Origin of the sequence: Thalassovita aquimarina, from assembly GCF_018219815.1 — a bacterium.
GTDB classification, from domain to species: domain Bacteria; phylum Pseudomonadota; class Alphaproteobacteria; order Rhodobacterales; family Rhodobacteraceae; genus Thalassobius; species Thalassobius aquimarinus.
Genome location: NZ_JADMKU010000008.1, coordinates 114889 through 133821 on the forward strand (window position 1 = coordinate 114889; position 18933 = coordinate 133821).

The 18933-nt window shown below is 62.7% G+C and carries 20 protein-coding genes and 2 tRNA genes; 14 read left to right on the forward strand and 8 right to left on the reverse strand.

Annotated elements, in window-relative coordinates:
* Positions 1-66 precede the first annotated feature (66 nt).
* Both dnaG and IT775_RS10875 read right to left on the reverse strand, forming a co-directional pair.
* Entirely contained in the window at positions 67-2031 is a 1965-nt protein-coding gene (gene dnaG / locus IT775_RS10870) for a DNA primase (RefSeq protein WP_212701134.1), read from the reverse strand.
* Positions 2032-2112: 81 nt separating this feature from the next.
* A complete protein-coding gene (locus IT775_RS10875) occupies positions 2113-2421 on the reverse strand; it encodes a hypothetical protein (RefSeq protein ID WP_212701135.1) in 309 nt (102 codons plus the stop codon).
* Positions 2422-2735: 314 nt separating this feature from the next.
* On the opposite strand from IT775_RS10875, the gene IT775_RS10880 reads away from it, so the two are divergent.
* The 3 genes from IT775_RS10880 to IT775_RS10890 are packed head-to-tail and all read left to right on the forward strand — an operon-like array spanning position 2736 to position 5520.
* On the forward strand, positions 2736-4427 hold the full coding sequence (locus IT775_RS10880) for a TadE/TadG family type IV pilus assembly protein (RefSeq protein WP_212701136.1): 1692 nt from the start codon (positions 2736-2738) through the stop codon (positions 4425-4427).
* Positions 4424-4957: a TadE/TadG family type IV pilus assembly protein gene (locus tag IT775_RS10885; RefSeq protein ID WP_212701137.1), complete on the forward strand. Its 534-nt coding sequence runs from the start codon at positions 4424-4426 to the stop codon at positions 4955-4957. Before IT775_RS10880 ends, IT775_RS10885 begins: the two co-directional genes overlap by 4 nt.
* Positions 4957-5520 carry a TadE/TadG family type IV pilus assembly protein gene (locus IT775_RS10890; RefSeq protein WP_212701138.1) on the forward strand — a complete coding sequence of 188 codons (564 nt, stop codon included), beginning with the start codon at positions 4957-4959 and terminating at the stop codon, positions 5518-5520. The genes IT775_RS10885 and IT775_RS10890 overlap by 1 nt, the downstream gene beginning before the upstream one ends.
* A 6-nt stretch (positions 5521-5526) precedes the next feature.
* Here the strand turns inward: IT775_RS10890 and IT775_RS10895 are convergent, their stop codons facing one another.
* The 3 genes from IT775_RS10895 to IT775_RS10905 form a co-directional block, all read right to left on the reverse strand.
* On the reverse strand, positions 5527-6015 hold the full coding sequence (locus IT775_RS10895) for a hypothetical protein (protein ID WP_212701139.1): 489 nt from the start codon (positions 6013-6015) through the stop codon (positions 5527-5529).
* A 69-nt stretch (positions 6016-6084) separates the two neighbouring features.
* Positions 6085-6672 (reverse strand): TetR/AcrR family transcriptional regulator, encoded by a 588-nt coding sequence (locus IT775_RS10900; protein WP_212701140.1) that lies wholly within the window; start codon positions 6670-6672, stop codon positions 6085-6087.
* A 92-nt stretch (positions 6673-6764) separates the two neighbouring features.
* Entirely contained in the window at positions 6765-7202 is a 438-nt protein-coding gene (locus IT775_RS10905) for a hypothetical protein (protein ID WP_212701141.1), read from the reverse strand.
* 252 nt (positions 7203-7454) lie between these two features.
* Here IT775_RS10905 and IT775_RS10910 point away from each other — a divergent pair, with 252 nt between their 5' ends.
* The 6 genes from IT775_RS10910 (at position 7455) to IT775_RS10935 (ending at position 12338) form a co-directional block, all read left to right on the forward strand.
* Positions 7455-7709 carry a hypothetical protein gene (locus IT775_RS10910; protein WP_212701142.1) on the forward strand — a complete coding sequence of 85 codons (255 nt, stop codon included), beginning with the start codon at positions 7455-7457 and terminating at the stop codon, positions 7707-7709.
* Between the two features lie 94 nt (positions 7710-7803).
* A complete protein-coding gene (locus tag IT775_RS10915) occupies positions 7804-9090 on the forward strand; it encodes a homoserine dehydrogenase (RefSeq protein ID WP_212701143.1) in 1287 nt (428 codons plus the stop codon).
* Between the two features lie 88 nt (positions 9091-9178).
* Positions 9179-10948 carry a single-stranded-DNA-specific exonuclease RecJ gene (recJ, locus tag IT775_RS10920; protein ID WP_343231135.1) on the forward strand — a complete coding sequence of 590 codons (1770 nt, stop codon included), beginning with the start codon at positions 9179-9181 and terminating at the stop codon, positions 10946-10948.
* Positions 10949-11025: 77 nt separating this feature from the next.
* A tRNA-Glu gene (locus IT775_RS10925) sits at positions 11026-11100 on the forward strand.
* 175 nt (positions 11101-11275) lie between these two features.
* Positions 11276-12127, forward strand: a complete 852-nt coding sequence (yghU, locus tag IT775_RS10930; RefSeq protein WP_212701144.1) for a glutathione-dependent disulfide-bond oxidoreductase — start codon at positions 11276-11278, stop codon at positions 12125-12127.
* Positions 12128-12263: 136 nt separating this feature from the next.
* Positions 12264-12338 (forward strand) — tRNA-Glu (locus IT775_RS10935).
* A gap of 247 nt (positions 12339-12585) precedes the next feature.
* Here the strand turns inward: IT775_RS10935 and IT775_RS10940 are convergent.
* Together IT775_RS10940 and IT775_RS10945 are read right to left on the reverse strand one after the other, a co-directional pair.
* Positions 12586-12822, reverse strand: coding sequence for a DUF2842 domain-containing protein (locus IT775_RS10940; RefSeq protein WP_212701145.1), 237 nt, complete (start codon positions 12820-12822; stop codon positions 12586-12588).
* Positions 12823-12831: 9 nt separating this feature from the next.
* Positions 12832-14145 carry an adenylosuccinate synthase gene (locus IT775_RS10945; protein WP_212701146.1) on the reverse strand — a complete coding sequence of 438 codons (1314 nt, stop codon included), beginning with the start codon at positions 14143-14145 and terminating at the stop codon, positions 12832-12834.
* A gap of 149 nt (positions 14146-14294) precedes the next feature.
* Here IT775_RS10945 and IT775_RS10950 point away from each other — a divergent pair, with 149 nt between their 5' ends.
* From IT775_RS10950 to pyrG, 3 genes are all read left to right on the forward strand, one after another.
* Complete coding sequence (locus IT775_RS10950) at positions 14295-14690, forward strand: DUF6524 family protein (protein ID WP_212701147.1); 396 nt, start codon at positions 14295-14297, stop codon at positions 14688-14690.
* Between the two features lie 100 nt (positions 14691-14790).
* Positions 14791-15156, forward strand: a complete 366-nt coding sequence (gene secG / locus IT775_RS10955; RefSeq protein WP_212701148.1) for a preprotein translocase subunit SecG — start codon at positions 14791-14793, stop codon at positions 15154-15156.
* 174 nt (positions 15157-15330) lie between these two features.
* Positions 15331-16974 carry a CTP synthase gene (gene pyrG, locus IT775_RS10960; RefSeq protein ID WP_212701149.1) on the forward strand — a complete coding sequence of 548 codons (1644 nt, stop codon included), beginning with the start codon at positions 15331-15333 and terminating at the stop codon, positions 16972-16974.
* Between the two features lie 276 nt (positions 16975-17250).
* Here the strand turns inward: pyrG and IT775_RS10965 are convergent, their stop codons facing one another.
* Complete coding sequence (locus IT775_RS10965; RefSeq protein ID WP_212701150.1) at positions 17251-17865, reverse strand: hypothetical protein; 615 nt, start codon at positions 17863-17865, stop codon at positions 17251-17253.
* A 209-nt stretch (positions 17866-18074) separates the two neighbouring features.
* Here IT775_RS10965 and IT775_RS10970 point away from each other — a divergent pair, with 209 nt between their 5' ends.
* Together IT775_RS10970 and IT775_RS10975 are read left to right on the forward strand one after the other, a co-directional pair.
* Positions 18075-18368: a DUF1330 domain-containing protein gene (locus IT775_RS10970; RefSeq protein WP_212701151.1), complete on the forward strand. Its 294-nt coding sequence runs from the start codon at positions 18075-18077 to the stop codon at positions 18366-18368.
* 95 nt (positions 18369-18463) lie between these two features.
* On the forward strand, positions 18464-18907 hold the full coding sequence (locus IT775_RS10975; protein WP_212701192.1) for a tellurite resistance TerB family protein: 444 nt from the start codon (positions 18464-18466) through the stop codon (positions 18905-18907).
* Positions 18908-18933: the final 26 nt, after the last annotated feature.

Below are 18933 nucleotides of genomic sequence, written 5' to 3' on the forward strand. Positions count from 1 at the left end.
TAGCGCGAATCTGTGATTCGGGAACCCGTTTACCCGTATTTCTTTCCCAATTCTTCACCAAAACGGCTAACGCGGCCGTTTCGTGAAACTGATATTCCCCAAAACGCGGTCCAGGGCTTCGCGTTCGTCGCGGTTGATTCGGGCACCATTCTTTCCGATGTCATAGCGCGAATTGTCTTCCTGTTCGCTGCGCAGCGCCCGGTTGCGGGTTTCGGCAGCCTGTTGCAACCGCCATGTCACCGCTTCGTCCGCAACCCCGCCCAGTTCCTCCTCGGCCTCGGCAATCTCTGCGGTCAGCCCCTTTTCGGCCTGCAGCTTGGCGAATTCTTCCGAAACGGTCATCCGGGCGGTTTCGATATCGCCCAAACGGCGCACAGAGGGCGCAATCGCCACATGGGGCAGCGCGAAGAGGTTTTCAAGAACCCCCGGCCCCAGAATGTCGGCCAGACGGTTTTCCAGATCGGCGGTATCGCCGTGATGCGCCAGGTCCAGCAGCTTGTCGCGCAGCAGCGCGAAATCCGGGTCGGCGCAGTCCAGCCGGTCGATTTGATAATCGAATTCCACGATCAGATCGGGCTGGCGCACCAGCGTCGCCAGGATCACCGCTTCGCGCAGACGGGTCTGCACCGCGTCATCGGCAACCACGAGGATCGAAGACTTGGTGCTGGGATTGAAGCTGGGGCCGTCCTTGCCGCGCCATGGCGTGCGCTTGCCGCCCTGCCCCGGCACGAAGGCGGCGCGGCGGTTGGGCCGGAACAGTTCCCAACGCAGATCCTTGATCGCCTGGCCGTAATGGGCGCGGATCGACGGATCGCGGATCAGCTTGATCTTTTCGCGCAGCGCCTTGTCCAGCGCCGCCTTGCGTTCGGGGCTGTCGAAGACCTGACCCTCGGTTTCGCGCCGCCACAGCAGGTCGACCATCGGGATCGCTTCGTCCAGCACCCCCTGCATCGCCGATGCGCCCTGCCCCCGGATCAGGTCGTCGGGATCCTTGCCTTCCGGCATCAGCGCGAAACGCAGCGACTTGCCCGCCTCCAGCAGCGGCAGCGCAAGATCGATCACCCGCATCGCGGCGCGCAGACCGGCGGTGTCGCCGTCGAGCGCAATGATGGGTTCTGCAGAAATCCGCCACAGCAGCTGCAACTGGCTTTCGGTGACCGCGGTGCCCAGCGGCGCCACGGTGGCGCCGAAGCCGGCCTCGCTGAGCGCGATCACATCCATATAGCCCTCGGCCACGATCAGCGGCTTGCCCTTGCCCGCCGCTTCGCGGGCCGGTCCCTGATTGTAGAGGCTGTGGCCCTTGTCGAAGAGTTCGGTTTCCGGCGAATTGAGGTATTTCGCGTTGTCGTTCGGGTCCATCGCCCGGCCGCCAAAGGCGATGCAACGCCCGCGCGGATCGCGGATCGGGAACATGATCCGGTTGCGGAAAACGTCATAAGGGTTCTTGCCTTTGGTCGAGGCCTTTGCCAGCCCGGCGCCGAGGATCAGGTCCTCGGCCACGCCCTTGCCGCGCAGATGGTCCCAAAGATGTTGCCAGCCCTCGGGCGCGAAACCGATTTCGAACCGGTCCAGCGTTTCGGGCTTCAAGCCGCGCCGATCAAGATAGCCGCGCGCCGCCTCGGCGCCGCCACGCTTCAATTGCAGCCGGAAGAACTGCAGCGCCATTTCGGTGACCTCGGCCAACTGGCCGCGGCGGTCGGCCTTCTGCTGTGCCCGTGGATCGCGTTTCGGCATCGGCATCCCGGCTTCGCGCGCGAGGATTTCCACCGCTTCCATGAAATCGACGTTTTCGGTTTCGCGCACGAAGCTGATCGCGTCGCCCTTCGCGTGGCAGCCGAAACAGTAATAGAATCCCTTGCGGTCATCGACGTGGAAGGACGCGCTCTTTTCCTGGTGGAACGGGCAAGGCGCCCACATGTCGCCCTTGCCCTGGTTGGATTTGCGCGTGTCCCACATGACCTTGCGCCCCACCACCTGAGACAGGCTGAGGCGGTTGCGCAGTTCGTCAAGGAATCCGGGTGGGAGGCTCATGCGGGGAACTATAGTCGCTGCCGCCGGACAATAAAATGGGCCGCGTGACGGCGACCCGTTACTTTGATCCGGCGGGGCAGATTATTGCTGATACTGGTTGCAGGCGGTCTCGAAAGCCGTGACCGCGTCATCGCTCAGCTGATCGTCGGGCAGCCCAAAGACCCATTGCGCCAGCACATCGACATTGCTTTCGTACTTCGTGCCCGCGATCGCGTCGGACCGAATGATTTTCCTGGTGGTCCGCTTCTGGGATTTGCGCTTGGCGCGCAGGTCCACAGCCTGCCGGACGATCCCGGCCTGGATTTCGCAACGCTGCTGTTTTTCCGCTGCGTTTTCGGCCAGCGCCGGCGGCGCCATCAGCAGGGCGGCAAGCATCAGGGGACGGATCATGGATCACCTCGGGAAACATCGGTCTGCCCCTTGATGACAGCCCGCCGCCGCGGACGCAAGAGCCGGCTCCGGCAGGCCGGCCGGTCAAGCTGTCAACCGGTCGGTTGCCTAATGTTTTATGGGGTTTGCGGGATATTTGGAAACACTGCGTCGGTGAAGAAGGGATTGTTCCCGAAACGAGCACTGTCACCCCATCAAGACCATCGGCATGCCTCAATTTGGCCACGAATGGCACACACAACATTCATAGCGCGTAATGCGTCTGCAGGGGACGGGACATCCTCCGGCAGACCGTTTTTTAAAAGGTTAATGAGATGCTAAAGCAGAATGCCGACTGCCGCATTGAACACCTCGGGAAGGGCCGCGGGCTCACCTGCGCATGGCTGCACCGGTTCGGCCGCGATGAAGGCGGCTCGATGTCGATGTTCGCGGTGTTCATGTTCATTTGCATGCTGATGGTCGCCGGGATCGGTATCGACCTGATGCGCTACGAACGCAATCGCGCAACACTTCAGAACACGCTCGACCGCGCGGTGCTGGCCGCTGCCGACCTGGACCAGACCCGGGACGCGAACGCCGTGGTGACCGATTACTTCAGCAAGGCGGGGATCGCCCAGTACCTGACCAACGTGTCGGTCGATGAAGGGCTTGGATACAAGACCGTCAGCGCCTCGGCGCAATCCACGCTGGGCACCTATTTCCTGTCGTTGCTGGGCATCAACGAATTGACCGCCCCGGCCGTCGGCACCGCCGAGGAACGGATCGGCAACGTGGAAATTTCCCTGGTGCTGGACGTTTCGGGATCGATGGACTGGAACTCGCGGATGGCACGGATGAAACCGGCCGCCATCGAATTCGTCGATGCCATCCTGGATTCCGCATCAGCCAATGCCGCCTCGATTTCGGTGATCCCATACGCGATGCAGGTCAATGCCGGGAAGCCCATCCTCGACGAATACACCACCACGGCGGAACACGATTATTCCCATTGCGTCAATTTCAACGACGACCAGTTCAGCAAATCGGGGTTGAGCCAGACCGAGATTCTGGAACTGACCGCCCATTTCGATCCCTTTACCTGGGACGATGGCGGCGTCTACCGCACGGTTTGCCCTACTTACGGCTATTCGCAAATACTACCCTTCACCAATGACAAAACCGAGCTGCACACCTACATCAACGCGCTGCAGGCTTGGGGTGGGACATCGATCGATATCGGGATGAAATGGGGCACAGTGCTTTTGGACCCCAGCACGCGCCCGGTTGTCAACGCCTTGATAAACAAAGGCGAAGTCGAGGCAAAATTCGCCAACCGGCCGGTGGATTATGGTTCGAGCGAGACTTTAAAAATCATCGTTCTGATGACCGATGGAGAGAACAGCGACCAATATATGCTGAACCCGTCGATGCGCGACGGCCTGTCGGATGTCTGGTACAAACCGATCACTGGTGACACCAATCTCAACGGGATCAAGGATAGCGGCGAAGCGGAATTTGACGCCGCCCACTATTCAGCCATGCTCAGCAATGGCACGACAACTGAATACTGGTGGCCTGATAACGAATTCAATGACTGGTACGACCATCCTTATGGCAACGGAACGCATCAGGAATGCAACATTTTGGGCAATTGCGTCCTGCGCGAAGAACCCGGCAGCGCTGTGCAACTGACCTTCCCCGAACTATTCAACATGACCTCGCTGGCTAATAACGCCGATTTCATCCATTCCTACCAGGGCAATCGGTGGTCGGTCTGGTATTCCAACGCCTACACGAAAAAAGAGGCCTCGGCTAAAGACCAGCGCACCAACCATATCTGCGACGCCGCCAAGGATCAGGGTGTCGTGGTCTTCACAATCGGGTTCGAAGCGCCCCGGTCGGGTCAGCGCCTGTTGTCGCGCTGCGCTAGTTCGCCGAGTCACCATTTCGACGTCAACGGATTGGACATAGCCGATGCATTTGACTCGATCGCCGCGTCGATCACCAAGCTGAGGCTGATCCAATGACGATGTTCAAGCGCTTCCTGAATCGGTTCCGCAAATCCGAACGCGGTTCGGCCACGATGGAATTCGTCATCGTGTTCCCGATCTTCATGGTCCTGATGGGATCGGCCTGGGAACTGGGCGTGATCACCATGCGCACCACCACGATCGAACGGGCGACCGATCTGGTCGTGCGCGATATCCGGCTCGGCACCGGCACCGCCCCGCAGCATGACGAAATCAAGCAGCGGATCTGCGACCGGGCGCCGATCCTGAATGATTGCGACACCAACCTGCGGGTCGAAATGATCCAGCTGGACCCCCGCGCCTGGGTCGATCCGCCGGCGGATGCCGATTGCACCGACACCGCCCAGACGGTTGCGCCCGTGCGCAGCTTCGAAAACGGCCAGGAAAACGACCTGATGCTGCTTCGGGTCTGCTTCAAGGTCGAACCGGTGTTTCCGGCGGTGGGGCTTGGACACAAACTTGTCACCGATGCGGCCGGGAAATACGCCCTGGTGGCCTCGGCCGCCTTCGTACAGGAGCCGTTGTGATGCGTATTCTGGACCGAACCAAACGTTTCCTGCGCCGTTTCGGGACCGACACCGAAGGCAGTGTCGCGCTGGAATCGGTGATCGTCGCGCCGTTCCTGTTCTGGGTGTTCCTGGCCAGCTACGTCTATTTCGACGCCTACCGGCAGACCAGCGTGAACATCAAGGCCAACTACACGATCGGCGATCTGCTGTCGCGCGAAACCGAGGCGGTGAACGACAGCTATATCGACAGCATGCAATCGCTGTTCACCTTCCTGGCCAAGACCAATTCAAGCGCAAGGATCCGCATTTCGGTCGCGATGTGGGACGAAGAAGACGCCGCCTTCAAACTGGACTGGTCCGAGGCGCGCGGCGGCGTGGTGGCGATGACCGACGGCGACATCAACGCGATGGCAAGCGAAATGCCCACGCTTATCGACAATGAACGCATCATCCTGGTGGAAACCTGGTCCCACTACAAACCGCTGTTCGAAGTCGGGCTGAATGAATCGGACATCTACGAAAAGTCCGTCACCAGCCCCCGCTTCGCACCGCAACTGGTCTGGGATCGCTACCCGATCTGACGCGTGTCAGGTGTCGCGCTCGGCGATCAGGCCCTGGATCATTTCGGCCATGATCTTGGTCTGCGCCCCCGGCATCACACCGCCGATCCCGACCCGGCGCCCCAGCCGCCACCAGATCCCCGGATGCCAGGCGCGTGATTGCGGAGCGTTCGTGCGAATCATGAATCCGTTCGACGGCTTGAAGGCGAAGGTGCCGCGTTCGACCGCGACGATATCGTCGATCCGCGCGATCACCCGGCCTTCGCTGTCGATCAGGGCATCGGCGGTCAGCCGCAGCTGTAACCGGGTCGCGGCGTGCATTTTCACCGACAGGGCGATCGCGACCCCGCCCAGGGCGACCAGGAAAAACTGCCACCCCAGCGATGCCGGCGGCTTGAGAAACCCGATATAGACCAGTAGCGCGCCCAGCAGCGCCGTCATGCCGACCCCCAGCCAGCGCCGCGCGGCCGAAGCCTGTGCGGTGGTCAGAATTTCCTGTGTGCTCGATCCGTTCATTGTGGGTCCCCTCATCCTTTGCGCCGCACATAACGGGTCTTGCGTCGCAAGGCGAGAGCCAAGCGGCGCTCAGACCGAAACCGCCTTGCGCACCATGTCCCAGTAGATGCGTTCCACCTCGTCCGCCGACAGCCGGCCTTCGACCCGGTACCAAGTGGTGACCCCGGTCAGCATCGCGATCACCGCCATGGTTTCGATCCGGGTATCGGCAGGGGCGAAAACGCCTTCCTCCTCGCCCTGGCGCAGGATCGCCTCCAGCTCGTTTTCATACTCGCGGCGCAGCGCCTCGATCTCGGCGAAATTTTCCGGCGTCAGGTTGCGCAGTTCCATATAGGCGATGAACACCTCGTCCGACCGGTCGAGGTGATAGCGGATGTGAAACCGGGTGAAATCTTCCAGCTTTTCCAGCGCGCTGCCCGTGCGACGACGCTTGGCGCGGCTGGCCAGCAGGTCATCCATGTGGCGGCGCATCAGGTCGAACAGCAGCGATTGCTTGTCGGGGGTGTAATTGTACAGCGCCCCGGCCTGCACGCCCACCTCCTTGGCGATCTGGCGCATCGACACCGCCGCGTAACCGTGGCGCGCGAAAAGCCTGAGCGCCGCGTCGAGCACGCGCGGGCCGGTGATATCGGAATGGGAACCTGCTGTCCTTGCCATGCCGGCAATTTAACTGAACATTCGTTCAAATCAAAGAGCTATCGTACCCGACCGACCGATCGACCGCACCGGCAGGGCCATCCCCGGCTTTTTCAGGCAGAAACCACGAGCAGGACCAGCGCGACAGCCCCCCAGCCCGCAATCAACGGCAAGACCACCCAGTATTGGCGTTCCTTGGGCAGCTTCCAGCCCGCCGCGCCCCGTGCTTTCCACACCGTCGCCAGGGATGCGACCGGCCAATACACGGTGGCGCCCAGTGCCGCCCCCAAGACGGGACCAACCCAGTCGGCCCCCACCCAGTGCGCGATCAACCCGACCGCGAGAAGCGGCGTGTAGAAAACAAGATCGGCCAACGCCAGGCCCCACCAGAAGGCCACACCGACATCGGTGATTTGTTCCCTTGGTTCCTGCGTGCCCCAACGCACGCCCAATTCGTAGCTCAGCGCCGAAGTACACTGCGCCACCACGAGATAGGCAAACAGCAACCATCCCGGCCCCTGAATGATCCAGAATACGATATCGTCGCCCATACCACCCCCAAGCAGTTCCCGGTTGATCCTAATCGGCAGGTGGCGCGGCGTCTTTGCGGTGTGTCAACAGCGCCGGATCCGGGGCCTGTGGCGTCAGACCCCGCGCATGCTCCCTGCCGCGCCGCTCCAGGTCTCATCGTACAGGCGAAACGGGCTTTCGGCGCATTCCCCCCGCGCCCTGCGGCGGCATTCCCTTGCGGGGCGACCTGTTCTGGTGCAAGAAAAACCATCCCTAGTCCGCGAGACGTCATCATGCACGCGCCTCTTGTCCCGATCCTAATGCTGTCGCTGACCGGCCTTGCCGGCTGTGCGGCGACGCCCGAACTGAACGAACGGATCGAACCGGCCGCACGTACCGCGCCCTATCCCGCGCTGATCCCGCTCGACGATGTGACCGGCGACGGCACGGAACCACGGATCACCGACAGCACCGCCGCGGAACTGCAGGCCCGCGCCCGCGCCCTGCGCGTCAAGGCAGCCAAGCTGCGCGAACTGGCCGGAAGCTGAGACGGGGTCGGCGGCCCGCCAATTGCCGCGTTGCACCGGGCCGAAAGACCCGATACATCGCCTATCCAAGATCAGTCATTTTCAGGAGGGCCAGATGAGCCACCCCTTGCGCCTCGGAATTGCCGGGCTGGGCACCGTCGGTGTCGGCGTTATCAAAATCGTCCGTCAACAGGCCGCCCTTCTGACAGTGCGCACCGGCCGCGAGGTAGTGATCAGCGCCATTTCGGCCCGCTCGCGGCACAAGGATCGCGGCGTGAACCTGTCGCAGTATGACTGGGAAGACGATCCCGTCGTGCTGGCACAGCGCGACGACGTCGATGTCTATGTCGAACTGATGGGCGGCTCGGACGGACCCGCCAAGGCGTCGATCGAGGCGGCGCTTGCCGCCGGTAAGGACGTGGTGACCGCGAACAAGGCGCTGCTGGCCCATCACGGCCAGGAACTGGCCGAACGGGCCGAGGCATCGGGCCGGGTTATCCGCTACGAGGCTGCGGTCGCGGGCGGCATCCCGGTCATCAAGGCGCTGACCGAAGGGTTGGCCGCCAACCAGTTCAGCCGCGTCATGGGGGTGATGAACGGCACCTGCAACTACATCCTGACCCGGATGGAAGAAACCGGTCAGGGCTACAACGTGCTGTTCGAGGAAGCCAACAAGCTGGGCTACCTGGAAGCTGACCCCAATCTCGACGTGGGCGGCATCGATGCCGGTCACAAGCTGTCGATCCTGTCCACCGTCGCCTTCGGCACGAAGATCGATTTCGAAGGGGTGGAACTGGAAGGCATCCAGCGCATCAGCCTCGAAGACATCCGCCAGGCCGCCGACATGGGGTACCGCATCAAGCTGCTGGGCGTGGCGCAGATGACCGGCCGCGGGCTGGAACAGCGCATGTCCCCCTGCCTTGTCCCCGCCGACAGCCCGCTGGGCCAGCTGGAAGGCGGCACCAACATGGTGGTGGTCGAAGGCGACAGAGTCGGCCAGATCGTGCTGCGTGGCGCCGGTGCGGGCGAAGGCCCCACCGCCAGCGCCGTGATGGGCGATGTCTGCGATATCGCACGCGGCATCCGTTACCCGGTCTTCGGTCAGCAGGCCGCCAGCCTGCAACCGGCGCCGCGCGCCCAGTCCACCCTGCCCGCGCCCTATTACCTGCGCATGGCGCTCAAGGACAAACCGGGGGCGCTGGCCAAGGTCGCCTCGATCCTGGGCGAGGCAGGCGTATCGATCAACCGGATGCGGCAGTACGGCCATGCCGATGACAGCGCACCGGTGCTGATCGTGACCCACAAAACCACGCGCGCCGATATCGACACCGCGATGGCCGCGATCGAAACCACCGATGTCGTGACCGAAGCGCCGGTTGCGTTGCGGATCGAAAGCGTTTGAAGCTGAAGCCCGCCGGGGTACCGTCTGGAATCGCCGGATGCCCTTGGCGGGCGTATTTGGGAAATGGTGAAAGGGCTTTGGAGCATACGTGATCGGGGATGAACGGGCATATCTGGGCGTCGAGGCGTCGCTGACCGGGCGGCGCTGGATCGGGCCGGGGGCGGAGGTTGAACGCATGGCCGAGGCGATGCGCCAGCAAACCGACCTGCCCGCCGCCCTGTGCCAGACGCTGGCCCGGCGCGGTGTCGCCCCCGAGGCCGTGCAGTCTTTCCTGGAACCGCAGTTGCGCGAATTGCTTCCCGACCCGCGGTCGCTGAAGGACATGGAAACCGCCGCCGCGCGGTTCCTGCAGGCGGTGAAGCAGCGCGAAAGAATCGCCATTTTCGCCGATTACGATGTCGATGGCGGGTCCTCGGCCGCGCTGCTGATCGACTGGCTGCGCAAGATGGGACGGCAGGCGACGCTCTACGTGCCCGACCGGATCGACGAAGGCTATGGCCCCAACGAACCCGCGATGGCGGCGCTGGCGCGAGATCACGACCTGATCGTCTGCGTCGATTGCGGCACGCTTTCTCATGGTCCCATCGCCGCCGCCAAGGGGGCCGACGTGGTGGTTCTGGATCACCACCTTGGCGGCGAAACACTGCCCAACTGCCTTGCCGTGGTGAATCCCAACCGGCAGGACGAATCCGGCGACCTGGCGCATCTGTGCGCCGCCGCCGTGGTGTTCCTGATGCTGGTCGAGGCCAACCGGCAGATGCGCAGCGATGGCGCGCAGGGCCCCGACCTGATGGCGATGCTGGACCTGGTGGCGCTGGCCACGGTGGCCGATGTGGCGCCGCTCATTGGCGTCAACCGGGCGCTGGTGCGGCAGGGGCTGAAGATAATGGCCCGGCGCGCCCGACCCGGACTGGTGGCCTTGTCCGACGTGGGCCGGATCGATCAGGCCCCGACCTCCTATCATCTGGGCTTCGTGCTGGGACCGCGGGTCAACGCGGGCGGCCGGATCGGCGCGGCCGACCTGGGCGCGCGGCTGTTGTCGACTGACAATGCGGTCGAGGCGCGGGCGATGGCCGAGCGGCTGGATGCGCTGAACACCGAACGGCGCGACATCGAAAATTCGGTGCGCGCGGCAGCGATGGAACAGGCCGAGGAACGCGGGCTGGAGGCGCCGCTGGTCTGGGCGTCGGGCGAAGGCTGGCATCCCGGCGTGGTCGGCATCGTGGCCAGCCGATTGAAGGAAACCACCAACCGCCCCGCCATCGTGATCGGGCTGGACGGCGACGAGGGCAAGGGATCGGGCCGGTCGGTCAGCGGCGTCGACCTGGGCGCCAGCATTCAGCGGCTGGCCGCCGAGGGGCTGCTGATCAAGGGCGGCGGGCACAAGATGGCCGCCGGTCTGACCGTGGCGCGCGACAAGGTCGAGGCGGCGATGGAGCGACTGTCCGAACTGTTGGCGAAACAGGGCGCGGGCGATGCGGGCCCGTCCGATCTGAAGCTCGACGGCGTGCTGATGCCGGGGGCAGCGCAGGTCGAACTGGTCGAACAGATCGAAAAGGCCGGCCCCTTCGGCGCCAGCGCCCCCGCCCCGCGCTATGTCTTTCCCGATGTGGAGATTCGTTTCGCCAAACGTGTCGGGGAATCGCATCTGAAGCTGAGCTTCGGCGACGGCATGGGCGCCCGGATCGACGCGATCTGTTTCGGTGCTTTCGACGGGCCCTTGGGGCCGCGGCTGTCCGATCATGGCGGGGCGCGGTTCCATCTGGCGGGGCGGCTGGAAATCAACAGCTGGGGCGGCCGGCAATCGGTGCAATTGCGTCTGGAAGACGCCGCTGAAGCCGGTTCGAACCCGGTGTGAAATTTCCGTCACAAAATCTGCATTTTCCTCTTGCGGTAACGGCGGGCTTTGCCTAAGTACGCCCCACACTACAGAGTGTCCCGTTCGTCTATCGGTTAGGACGCCAGGTTTTCAACCTGGAAAGAGGGGTTCGATTCCCCTACGGGATGCCACTTTCCCAGAAGTTTTGAATTTATCGCAAGCAGCGACGTCCGGCAGGTCGGGCGTCAATGTGTGTATACGCACATGGGGTTTGCTTGTCTGAGGTGGTGACACCACCACCGTGTCACCTATATCGTTCGGCCGGGCAATGCGCCCTGCTTCTGACTCCGCTTTCAAGGTGACCACATGAATATGCAATACGTCCCTCCCAAGACCTGGACATGGGATTCGGAAAATGGCGGCCAATTCGCCAATATCAACCGTCCCACCGCCGGCGCTACCCATGACGCCGAATTGCCCCGTGGCGACCACGATTTTCAGCTCTATTCGCTGGCCACGCCGAACGGGGTGAAGGTTACGGTGATGTTCGAAGAATTGCTGGAGGCAGGCCATGCGGGCGCGGAATACGACGCCTGGCCGATCCGCATCGCGGAAGGCGCGCAATTCGGATCTGGCTTCGTTGAGGTGAACCCCAATTCCAAGATCCCTGCGCTGCTGGACCTGACCGGCGACGAACCGCTGCGGCTGTTCGAAAGCGGCTCGATGCTGCTGCATCTGGCCGACAAGTTCGGCGCCTTCCTGCCCGCCGAAGGACCGGGGCGGACCGAGACGCTGAACTGGTTGTTCTGGCAGATGGGCAGCGCGCCGTTCCTGGGCGGCGGCTTCGGTCATTTCTTCGCCTATGCACCGGAGAAGTTCGAATATCCGATCAACCGCTACACGATGGAGGTCAAGCGCCAGCTTGACGTGCTGGACCGGCAGCTGGCCGAACGGCCCTATATCGCCGGCGAGGACTACACCATCGCCGACATGGCGATCTGGCCGTGGTATGGCCAGGTGGTCCGCGGCAAGGTCTATCCCGGCGCGGCCGAGTTCCTCGATGCGGGCAGCTATCGCCATGTCCTGGCCTGGGCCGAAAAGATCGCGGAACGCCCGGCAGTCAAGCGCGGGATTCTGGTCAACAGGACCTGGGGAGAAGAAAACGAACAGGTTCCCGAGCGCCATTCGGCACAGGATTTCGCCGGTAAGGCGCTGTAATCGCACCGACCTGCAAACGCCTCGCGGAGCCCTGGGGTTTCGCGGGGCGCCTTCGGAAAATAATTTCCATCACAGGCGCATTTTGGCCCTTGATCTGTAAATGCGCTTTGCATAAAAGCGCCCCACACGAGAGAGTGTCCCGTTCGTCTATCGGTTAGGACGCCAGGTTTTCAACCTGGAAAGAGGGGTTCGATTCCCCTACGGGATGCCACCTTCCATTGGCATTTTAAGACTGATGTGAAGCAACGGCACCGGTGTGTCCGGTCGCAACGACCTTTGACACCGCGATGCCTGCCCTGCATGAAAACGGGAGAACGACCCGCGCATCCTGTCGCAGGATGCGCCAGTTGATGCGCAGCAAACGCACGCCCTTGTCATGGCAATAAAAAAGCCCGGCCTGCGCGGCCGGGCGAATGTCATGACGAAGGCGCGATCGCGCAGCGGCTCGGGACGGTACCTCAGCCCTCCCGATCGTCCTGCGGCGCATCGGGGTCGGCCTGCCCCACTCCCTTGAAGACGAACTTGAACGGCAGCGCCCAGACGATGCCGAGCCCCACGTAGATCAGCAGTTCAAGCCAGAGCGCCGGTCGGTCGAACAGGTTCACGACGCTAATCGCCGCCACGATATAGGCGGGCAGTCCGATCAGCAGGATCACCAGGGACAAGCGACGGCGGGCTTTGTAACTCAGGGCCATAACGGGCACTTAGTCCGCGAAGGGGTCGGTGACAAGGATGGTGTCGTCGCGCTCCGGCGAGGTCGACAGCAGCGCCACCGGGCATTCGATAAGCTCTTCCACCCGCTTGACGTACTTGATCGCGTTGGCGGGCAGGTCGTTCCAGCTGCGCGCGCCTTCGGTCGATTCGCTCCAGCCCGGCATTTCCTCGTAAACGGGTTTGCAGCGCGCCTGCTGATCGGCGGCGGTGGGCAGGTAGTCGAGCGTTTCACCGTCCAGTTCATACCCGACACAGATCTTCAGCGTCTCGAACCCGTCCAGCACATCGAGCTTGGTCAGCGAAATGCCGTTGATGCCCGAGGTCGCACAGGTCTGGCGCACCAGGCAGGCATCGAACCAGCCGCAGCGACGCTGACGACCGGTGGTCGTGCCGAACTCGTGCCCGCGCGTGCCCAGGCGCTCGCCATCCTCATCCGGCTTGCCCTCGGCGTTCAGAAGCTCGGTCGGGAACGGGCCTTCGCCGACCCGGGTGGTATATGCCTTCACGATGCCCAGCACGTAGTCGATCGAGTTCGGGCCGATGCCAACCCCGGTCGCGGCCTGACCGGCAATCACGTTCGACGAGGTCACGAAGGGATAGGTGCCGAAATCGATGTCCAGAAGCGCGCCCTGCGCCCCTTCGAACAGGATGCGTTTTCCCGCCTTGCGCTTCTCGTTCATCACCTTCCACACCGGCGCCGCAAAGGGCAGGATCTGGGGCGCGATTTCCTTCAGCTTGGCGATCAGTGCATCACGGTCGATGGGCTCGACGCCCAGCCCCTTGCGCAACGGATCATGGTGCTGGAGTGCGCGGTCGACACGGGCCTCAAGGGTCGCTTCGTCGGCCAGATCGGCAACGCGAATGGCACGGCGGCCAACCTTGTCCTCATAGGCCGGACCGATGCCGCGGCCAGTGGTGCCGATCTTGGTGCCCTTGCTCGCGGCTTCCTCGCGGGCACGATCCAGTTCGCCGTGGAGCGGCAGGATCAGCGGCGTGTTCTCCGCGATCATCAGGGTCTCCGGCGTGATCTCCACGCCCTGGGCGCGCACCGTTTCGATCTCATTCATCAGATGCCACGGGTCCAGCACCACGCCGTTGCCGATCACGCTGAGCTTGCCGCCGCGCACCACGCCCGAGGGCAGCGCGTGCAGCTTGTAGACCTTGCTGTCGATGACCAGCGTATGGCCGGCATTGTGGCCGCCCTGGAACCGCGCGATCACGTCGGCGCGTTCCGACAGCCAGTCCACGATCTTGCCTTTGCCTTCATCGCCCCATTGGGCGCCGACCACGACGACGTTTGCCATTGCTGGTTCCTTTTGAAATTGGATCAAACCCGCGCCCGTATATATCCCCCGCCGGGGCAGGGAAACCGGAAATTCGCCCCGGCACTGGACCGGCGGCGGCAGATTGCGTAATTCGTGGTTAACACGCGAGGATTCTCATGGGGGACGAAATGGGATTACTGCTGCGTTGGCTTGTGGCTTTCGTATTACTGACGGCCACGTTCAATCCGACGGAATGGAATTATACATCCTGGGCGGTGCAGCATTATGGCGACCAGACACCGCTGGCGGTGCTGCTGGGGCTTTTGCTGCTGATCGGCTACATCATCTACCTGCGCGCCACGCTGCGGTCGATCGGCGGCTTCGGCATGTTCCTGATCATGGCGGTGATCGCCGCGCTGATCTGGGTGCTTTACGATTACGGACTGCTGGACCTGCAGAATCCGACGATGAACACCTGGATCGGGCTGTTTGCCCTGTCGGTGGTGCTGGGCATCGGGCTGAGCTGGAGCCACATAAGGCGGATGCTGTCGGGCCAGTACGATATCGACGATGTGGAAGAATAGATCCACCCTATCAAAATCCCCCTGCCCCCTGCCCTTCGGGGTTGCACCATGCTGGCTTAGCCCTTAAGTAGCCGCATCGAACCAATCCGAAGGCTGCTCCATGGAAAACGTCGTTCTCATCATCCACCTTCTTCTGGCGCTGTCGCTGATCGGCGTCGTGCTGATGCAACGGTCGGAAGGCGGCGGTCTGGGCATGGGCGGCGGTGGCGGCGCGGCGACCGGCCGCGCGGCGGCAACGGCATTGGGCAAAGTGACCTGGGTGCTGGCCATTGGTTTTATCTGCACCTCGATCGCGCTGACGATCATCGCCGCCGAGAAATCGGCAGGCAGCTCGGTCCTGGACCGCGTCGGCGCCGGCAGCACCGCAACCGAAGAAACCGGCGATGCGCCGGAACCGTCTTTGGGCAACAACCTGTTGCCGCCTTCGACGGGTGGCGATGCGCCGCTGGTTCCGCGCGCCGACTGACCACAACCGATTGAGAAACGCAGGAAGGCCGCAACTGCATCTAGCGGTCGTCTTGCTATAAATCTGCGAATCTAGTATTGCTTGAGTCCCGTGGTGCTACGGTTTTTCACGACCGTAGGGGCTTGGTTATTGGCGTATGGACGCCAGTTCGAAATCACGGGGGTTGCCGAAAATATGGCGCGTTTCATCTTCATCACCGGTGGTGTTGTTTCCTCGCTCGGCAAGGGGCTTGCCTCGGCCGCGTTGGGGTCCTTGCTGCAGGCCCGTGGTTATTCCGTGCGGCTGCGCAAGCTCGATCCCTACCTGAACGTCGATCCGGGCACGATGAGCCCGTTTGAGCATGGCGAGGTCTTCGTCACCGATGACGGTGCCGAAACCGACCTGGACCTCGGGCACTACGAACGCTTCACCGGGGTGCCGGCGCGGATGACCGACTCGGTCAGTTCGGGGCGGATATATTCCAATGTTCTGGAACGCGAACGGCGCGGCGATTACCTGGGCAAGACGATCCAGGTGGTTCCGCATGTCACCAACGAGATCAAGGATTTCATTTCGATCGGCGAGGACGAGGTCGATTTCATGCTCTGCGAAATCGGCGGTACTGTCGGCGATATCGAGGGCCTGCCCTTCTTCGAAGCGATCCGCCAGTTCAGCCATGACAAGCCGCGTGGCCAGTGCATCTTCATGCACCTGACCCTTCTGCCCTATCTGGCCGCGTCGGGCGAACTGAAGACCAAGCCGACCCAGCACAGCGTCAAGGAACTGCAATCGATCGGCATCGCGCCCGATATCCTGGTCTGCCGGTCGGAACATCCGATCCCGGAAAAGGAACGCGAAAAGATCGCGCTGTTCTGCAACGTTCGCAAGGAAGCCGTGGTCGCCGCCTATGACCTGAAATCCATCTACGAGGCGCCGCTGGCCTATCACCGCGAAGGGCTGGACCAGGCGGTTCTGGATGCCTTCGGCATCTCCCCCGCCCCGCGCCCCGACCTGACCAAATGGGACGACGTCGTCGACCGCATCCACAACACCGACGGCGAGGTGAAGATCGCCATCGTCGGCAAGTACGTGCAACTGGAAGACGCCTACAAGTCGATCAAGGAAGCGCTGACCCACGGCGGCATGGCCAACCGGGTGAAGGTCAACGTCGAATGGGTCGATGCCGAGATCTTCGACAACGAAGACCCGGCGCCCTATCTCGAAGGGTTCCATGCGATCCTGGTGCCCGGCGGCTTCGGCGAACGCGGCACCGAGGGCAAGATCAAGGCGGCGCAATTCGCCCGCGAACGCAAGGTGCCTTACCTGGGCATCTGTCTCGGCATGCAGATGGCGGTGATCGAAGCGGCCCGCAACGTGGCCGGCATCACCACCGCCGGGTCCGAGGAATTCGACCACGAAGCCGGGAAAAAGCGTTTTGAACCCGTGGTTTACCACCTGAAGGAATGGGTTCAGGGCAACGCCAAGGTGCAGCGCAAGGCGGATGACGACAAGGGCGGCACGATGCGTCTGGGCGCCTATCACGCGGCGCTGGCCGAAGGGTCGAAAGTCGCCCAGGTCTATCACGCCACCGAGATCGACGAACGCCACCGTCACCGTTACGAGGTCGACATCAAGTACCGCGACAAGCTTGAAGCCTGCGGGCTGAACTTCTCGGGCATGTCGCCGGACGGGCGACTGCCGGAGATCGTCGAATGGAAGGATCACCCGTGGTTCATCGGGGTTCAGTTCCACCCGGAACTGAAATCGAAACCCTTCGATCCGCACCCGCTGTTCGCCGATTTCGTCCGCGCCGCGGTGGAAACCTCGCGCCTGGTCTGAGCCAATTCTCTACGCCGCGCTTTACCCGCGCCTGCGCCTGCTCTATCTCTGAAAGCGCAGGCGTGACACGGTAATATTCTCGCGGCCGTAACACGGTCTTCGGATCGGAGTGCTATGCGGGGTTTCCGGGAAACCGGGTTGCGGGGCCCCGCCGCCTGCACCTCATCATACAGTGACGCGCTTGCCGCTGGACGGTCGGGCGCGCACCTATGGGCCGCGCGACAGGCGGCATTTTGCGATGGCAGAACCGCTTTCGGCCAGCCCGTTGACCAAAGCTCAGCCGCGTTTCCAGATCGGTTCGAACAGGGAGCGCCACAGGGCCGGTTTCTGGCCGATTTTCGGCGTCATTATGATGGGGCGCGGGCTGTCGTCGGAAATCGCTTCGAAACGATCCTCGTCGAAATGCCAACGCCCCCGAACGCCGCGCGCGGCATCGGATCGTTGCCGGTCGATCCATTGCTGCGCATCGGCCCGCACCGACGCCAGCCCGAAGTCGGGATGCGGCAGGTAAAATCCGTAGCTGATCTTCATGTGCAGGCAATCCAGGGCGGCGACACGGGCGGTATGTTGCAGCGGCACCTCCTCGCGGTGAAGGTAATTGAACCTTTCGGGCCCGGCATTCAGGAACACCCGCACCGCCGTGGCAAGATCGAGCCCCAGGGTGGACATCAGCCAACCCAGGTCGCGCAGATCGCCGTCATCCCAGTCGAAAGACAGCGCTTCGTCCCGGATCGCATCGATATCCCCGGCGATCCTTTTCACCTTCATCTCCGGCCGTTTCTTCACCGCCGAATTCGTGACCGACCGCAGTGACATCGCCGCACGTTTCTTCACCGCAGGGCGCTTGATTATCGCCGGACGTTTTATGTTCACGATCGCTCCGCGCGCCATGGCTTTCTCCTGCCGATTTTTCACTGCCATCTATTGCCTGCCGCCATTGATACAATCTATCCGGGAAAAACTTGGGAGTAATTATGGCGAATTCGTGAACACCCGTTCGACTTAGAGTAAATTTCGTTTCGCGCTTTCCTTTTCCCCAAAATCGCGCCAACGTTCGACCACCCCGACCCGCAAGCAATCCGCATGGAGGAGAGTAAGAAATGACCAAAGGCTATTGGGTGGCGCATGTCGATGTGAACGACCCGGAGATTTATGAAAACTACCGGCGCGCCAATGCCGCGCCCTTCGCCGAATACGGCGCGCGGTTCATCGTCCGGGGCGGCGATCAGGAAGTGCGCGAAGGCTCGGTCCGGCGCCGCACCGTGGTGATTGAATTCCCCAGCTATGAAGCGGCGGTCGCCTGCTACGAATCGGAAGGCTACCAGGCCGCCAAGGCACTGCGCGATCCGGTGTCGAAGGGTGACCTGGTGATCGTCGCCGGCTACGACGACTGACGGCGCGCGCGATTTCCGGCCTGCGACGATCTCCGCTTCCTGGCGGATGTGATTTTCGTTTCACGGTTTTGCCCGGCTTGGGATAAACTGTGGATATGTTCGCCAACCTTCTCAGCGCCCTCACTGGGCACCGGACCGAAGAAAAGCTGCCCGACCCGGACGCGGCGACGGCGCTTGGCGCGCTTCTTGTCCGGGTGGCGAAGTCCAATCTCAGCTACCAGGTCGAGGAAATCCGGCGCATCGACCGGCTGCTGGCACGGATTCACAATCTTTCACCGGTCGAGGCGGCGAAGATGCGGGCCACCTGCGAAAAGCTGGAACGACGGGCGCCGCCGACGGAAATCTTTGCCGAAATGATCCGCGAAGGTGTCGATTTCGACGACCGCTTGCAGGCGCTGGAAGCGATGTGGCAGGTGGTTCTAGCCGATGGCAAGCAAAGCCCCGAGCAAACCGATATCGTGGCCCGGGCGCAGCATGCTCTTGGGCTGAGCGAAGCCGACAACCTGACCGCCCGGACGCGCGCGCAGGAAGCGCGCTGAATTGTGAATTGGCGCGGCGTTCAATA

What these genes read in the sequence shown, in the direction of transcription:
- dnaG (WP_212701134.1), bottom strand. Translation starts at nt 2,031, where the DNA reads ATGAGCCTCCCACCCGGATTCCTTGACGAACTGCGCAACCGCCTCAGC.
- IT775_RS10875 (WP_212701135.1), bottom strand. Translation starts at nt 2,421, where the DNA reads ATGATCCGTCCCCTGATGCTTGCCGCCCTGCTGATGGCGCCGCCGGCG.
- IT775_RS10880 (WP_212701136.1), top strand. Translation starts at nt 2,736, where the DNA reads ATGCTAAAGCAGAATGCCGACTGCCGCATTGAACACCTCGGGAAGGGC.
- IT775_RS10885 (WP_212701137.1), top strand. Translation starts at nt 4,424, where the DNA reads ATGACGATGTTCAAGCGCTTCCTGAATCGGTTCCGCAAATCCGAACGC.
- IT775_RS10890 (WP_212701138.1), top strand. Translation starts at nt 4,957, where the DNA reads ATGCGTATTCTGGACCGAACCAAACGTTTCCTGCGCCGTTTCGGGACC.
- IT775_RS10895 (WP_212701139.1), bottom strand. Translation starts at nt 6,015, where the DNA reads ATGAACGGATCGAGCACACAGGAAATTCTGACCACCGCACAGGCTTCG.
- IT775_RS10900 (WP_212701140.1), bottom strand. Translation starts at nt 6,672, where the DNA reads ATGGCAAGGACAGCAGGTTCCCATTCCGATATCACCGGCCCGCGCGTG.
- IT775_RS10905 (WP_212701141.1), bottom strand. Translation starts at nt 7,202, where the DNA reads ATGGGCGACGATATCGTATTCTGGATCATTCAGGGGCCGGGATGGTTG.
- IT775_RS10910 (WP_212701142.1), top strand. Translation starts at nt 7,455, where the DNA reads ATGCACGCGCCTCTTGTCCCGATCCTAATGCTGTCGCTGACCGGCCTT.
- IT775_RS10915 (WP_212701143.1), top strand. Translation starts at nt 7,804, where the DNA reads ATGAGCCACCCCTTGCGCCTCGGAATTGCCGGGCTGGGCACCGTCGGT.
- yghU (WP_212701144.1), top strand. Translation starts at nt 11,276, where the DNA reads ATGAATATGCAATACGTCCCTCCCAAGACCTGGACATGGGATTCGGAA.
- IT775_RS10940 (WP_212701145.1), bottom strand. Translation starts at nt 12,822, where the DNA reads ATGGCCCTGAGTTACAAAGCCCGCCGTCGCTTGTCCCTGGTGATCCTG.
- IT775_RS10945 (WP_212701146.1), bottom strand. Translation starts at nt 14,145, where the DNA reads ATGGCAAACGTCGTCGTGGTCGGCGCCCAATGGGGCGATGAAGGCAAA.
- IT775_RS10950 (WP_212701147.1), top strand. Translation starts at nt 14,295, where the DNA reads ATGGGATTACTGCTGCGTTGGCTTGTGGCTTTCGTATTACTGACGGCC.
- secG (WP_212701148.1), top strand. Translation starts at nt 14,791, where the DNA reads ATGGAAAACGTCGTTCTCATCATCCACCTTCTTCTGGCGCTGTCGCTG.
- pyrG (WP_212701149.1), top strand. Translation starts at nt 15,331, where the DNA reads ATGGCGCGTTTCATCTTCATCACCGGTGGTGTTGTTTCCTCGCTCGGC.
- IT775_RS10965 (WP_212701150.1), bottom strand. Translation starts at nt 17,865, where the DNA reads ATGGCGCGCGGAGCGATCGTGAACATAAAACGTCCGGCGATAATCAAG.
- IT775_RS10970 (WP_212701151.1), top strand. Translation starts at nt 18,075, where the DNA reads ATGACCAAAGGCTATTGGGTGGCGCATGTCGATGTGAACGACCCGGAG.
- IT775_RS10975 (WP_212701192.1), top strand. Translation starts at nt 18,464, where the DNA reads ATGTTCGCCAACCTTCTCAGCGCCCTCACTGGGCACCGGACCGAAGAA.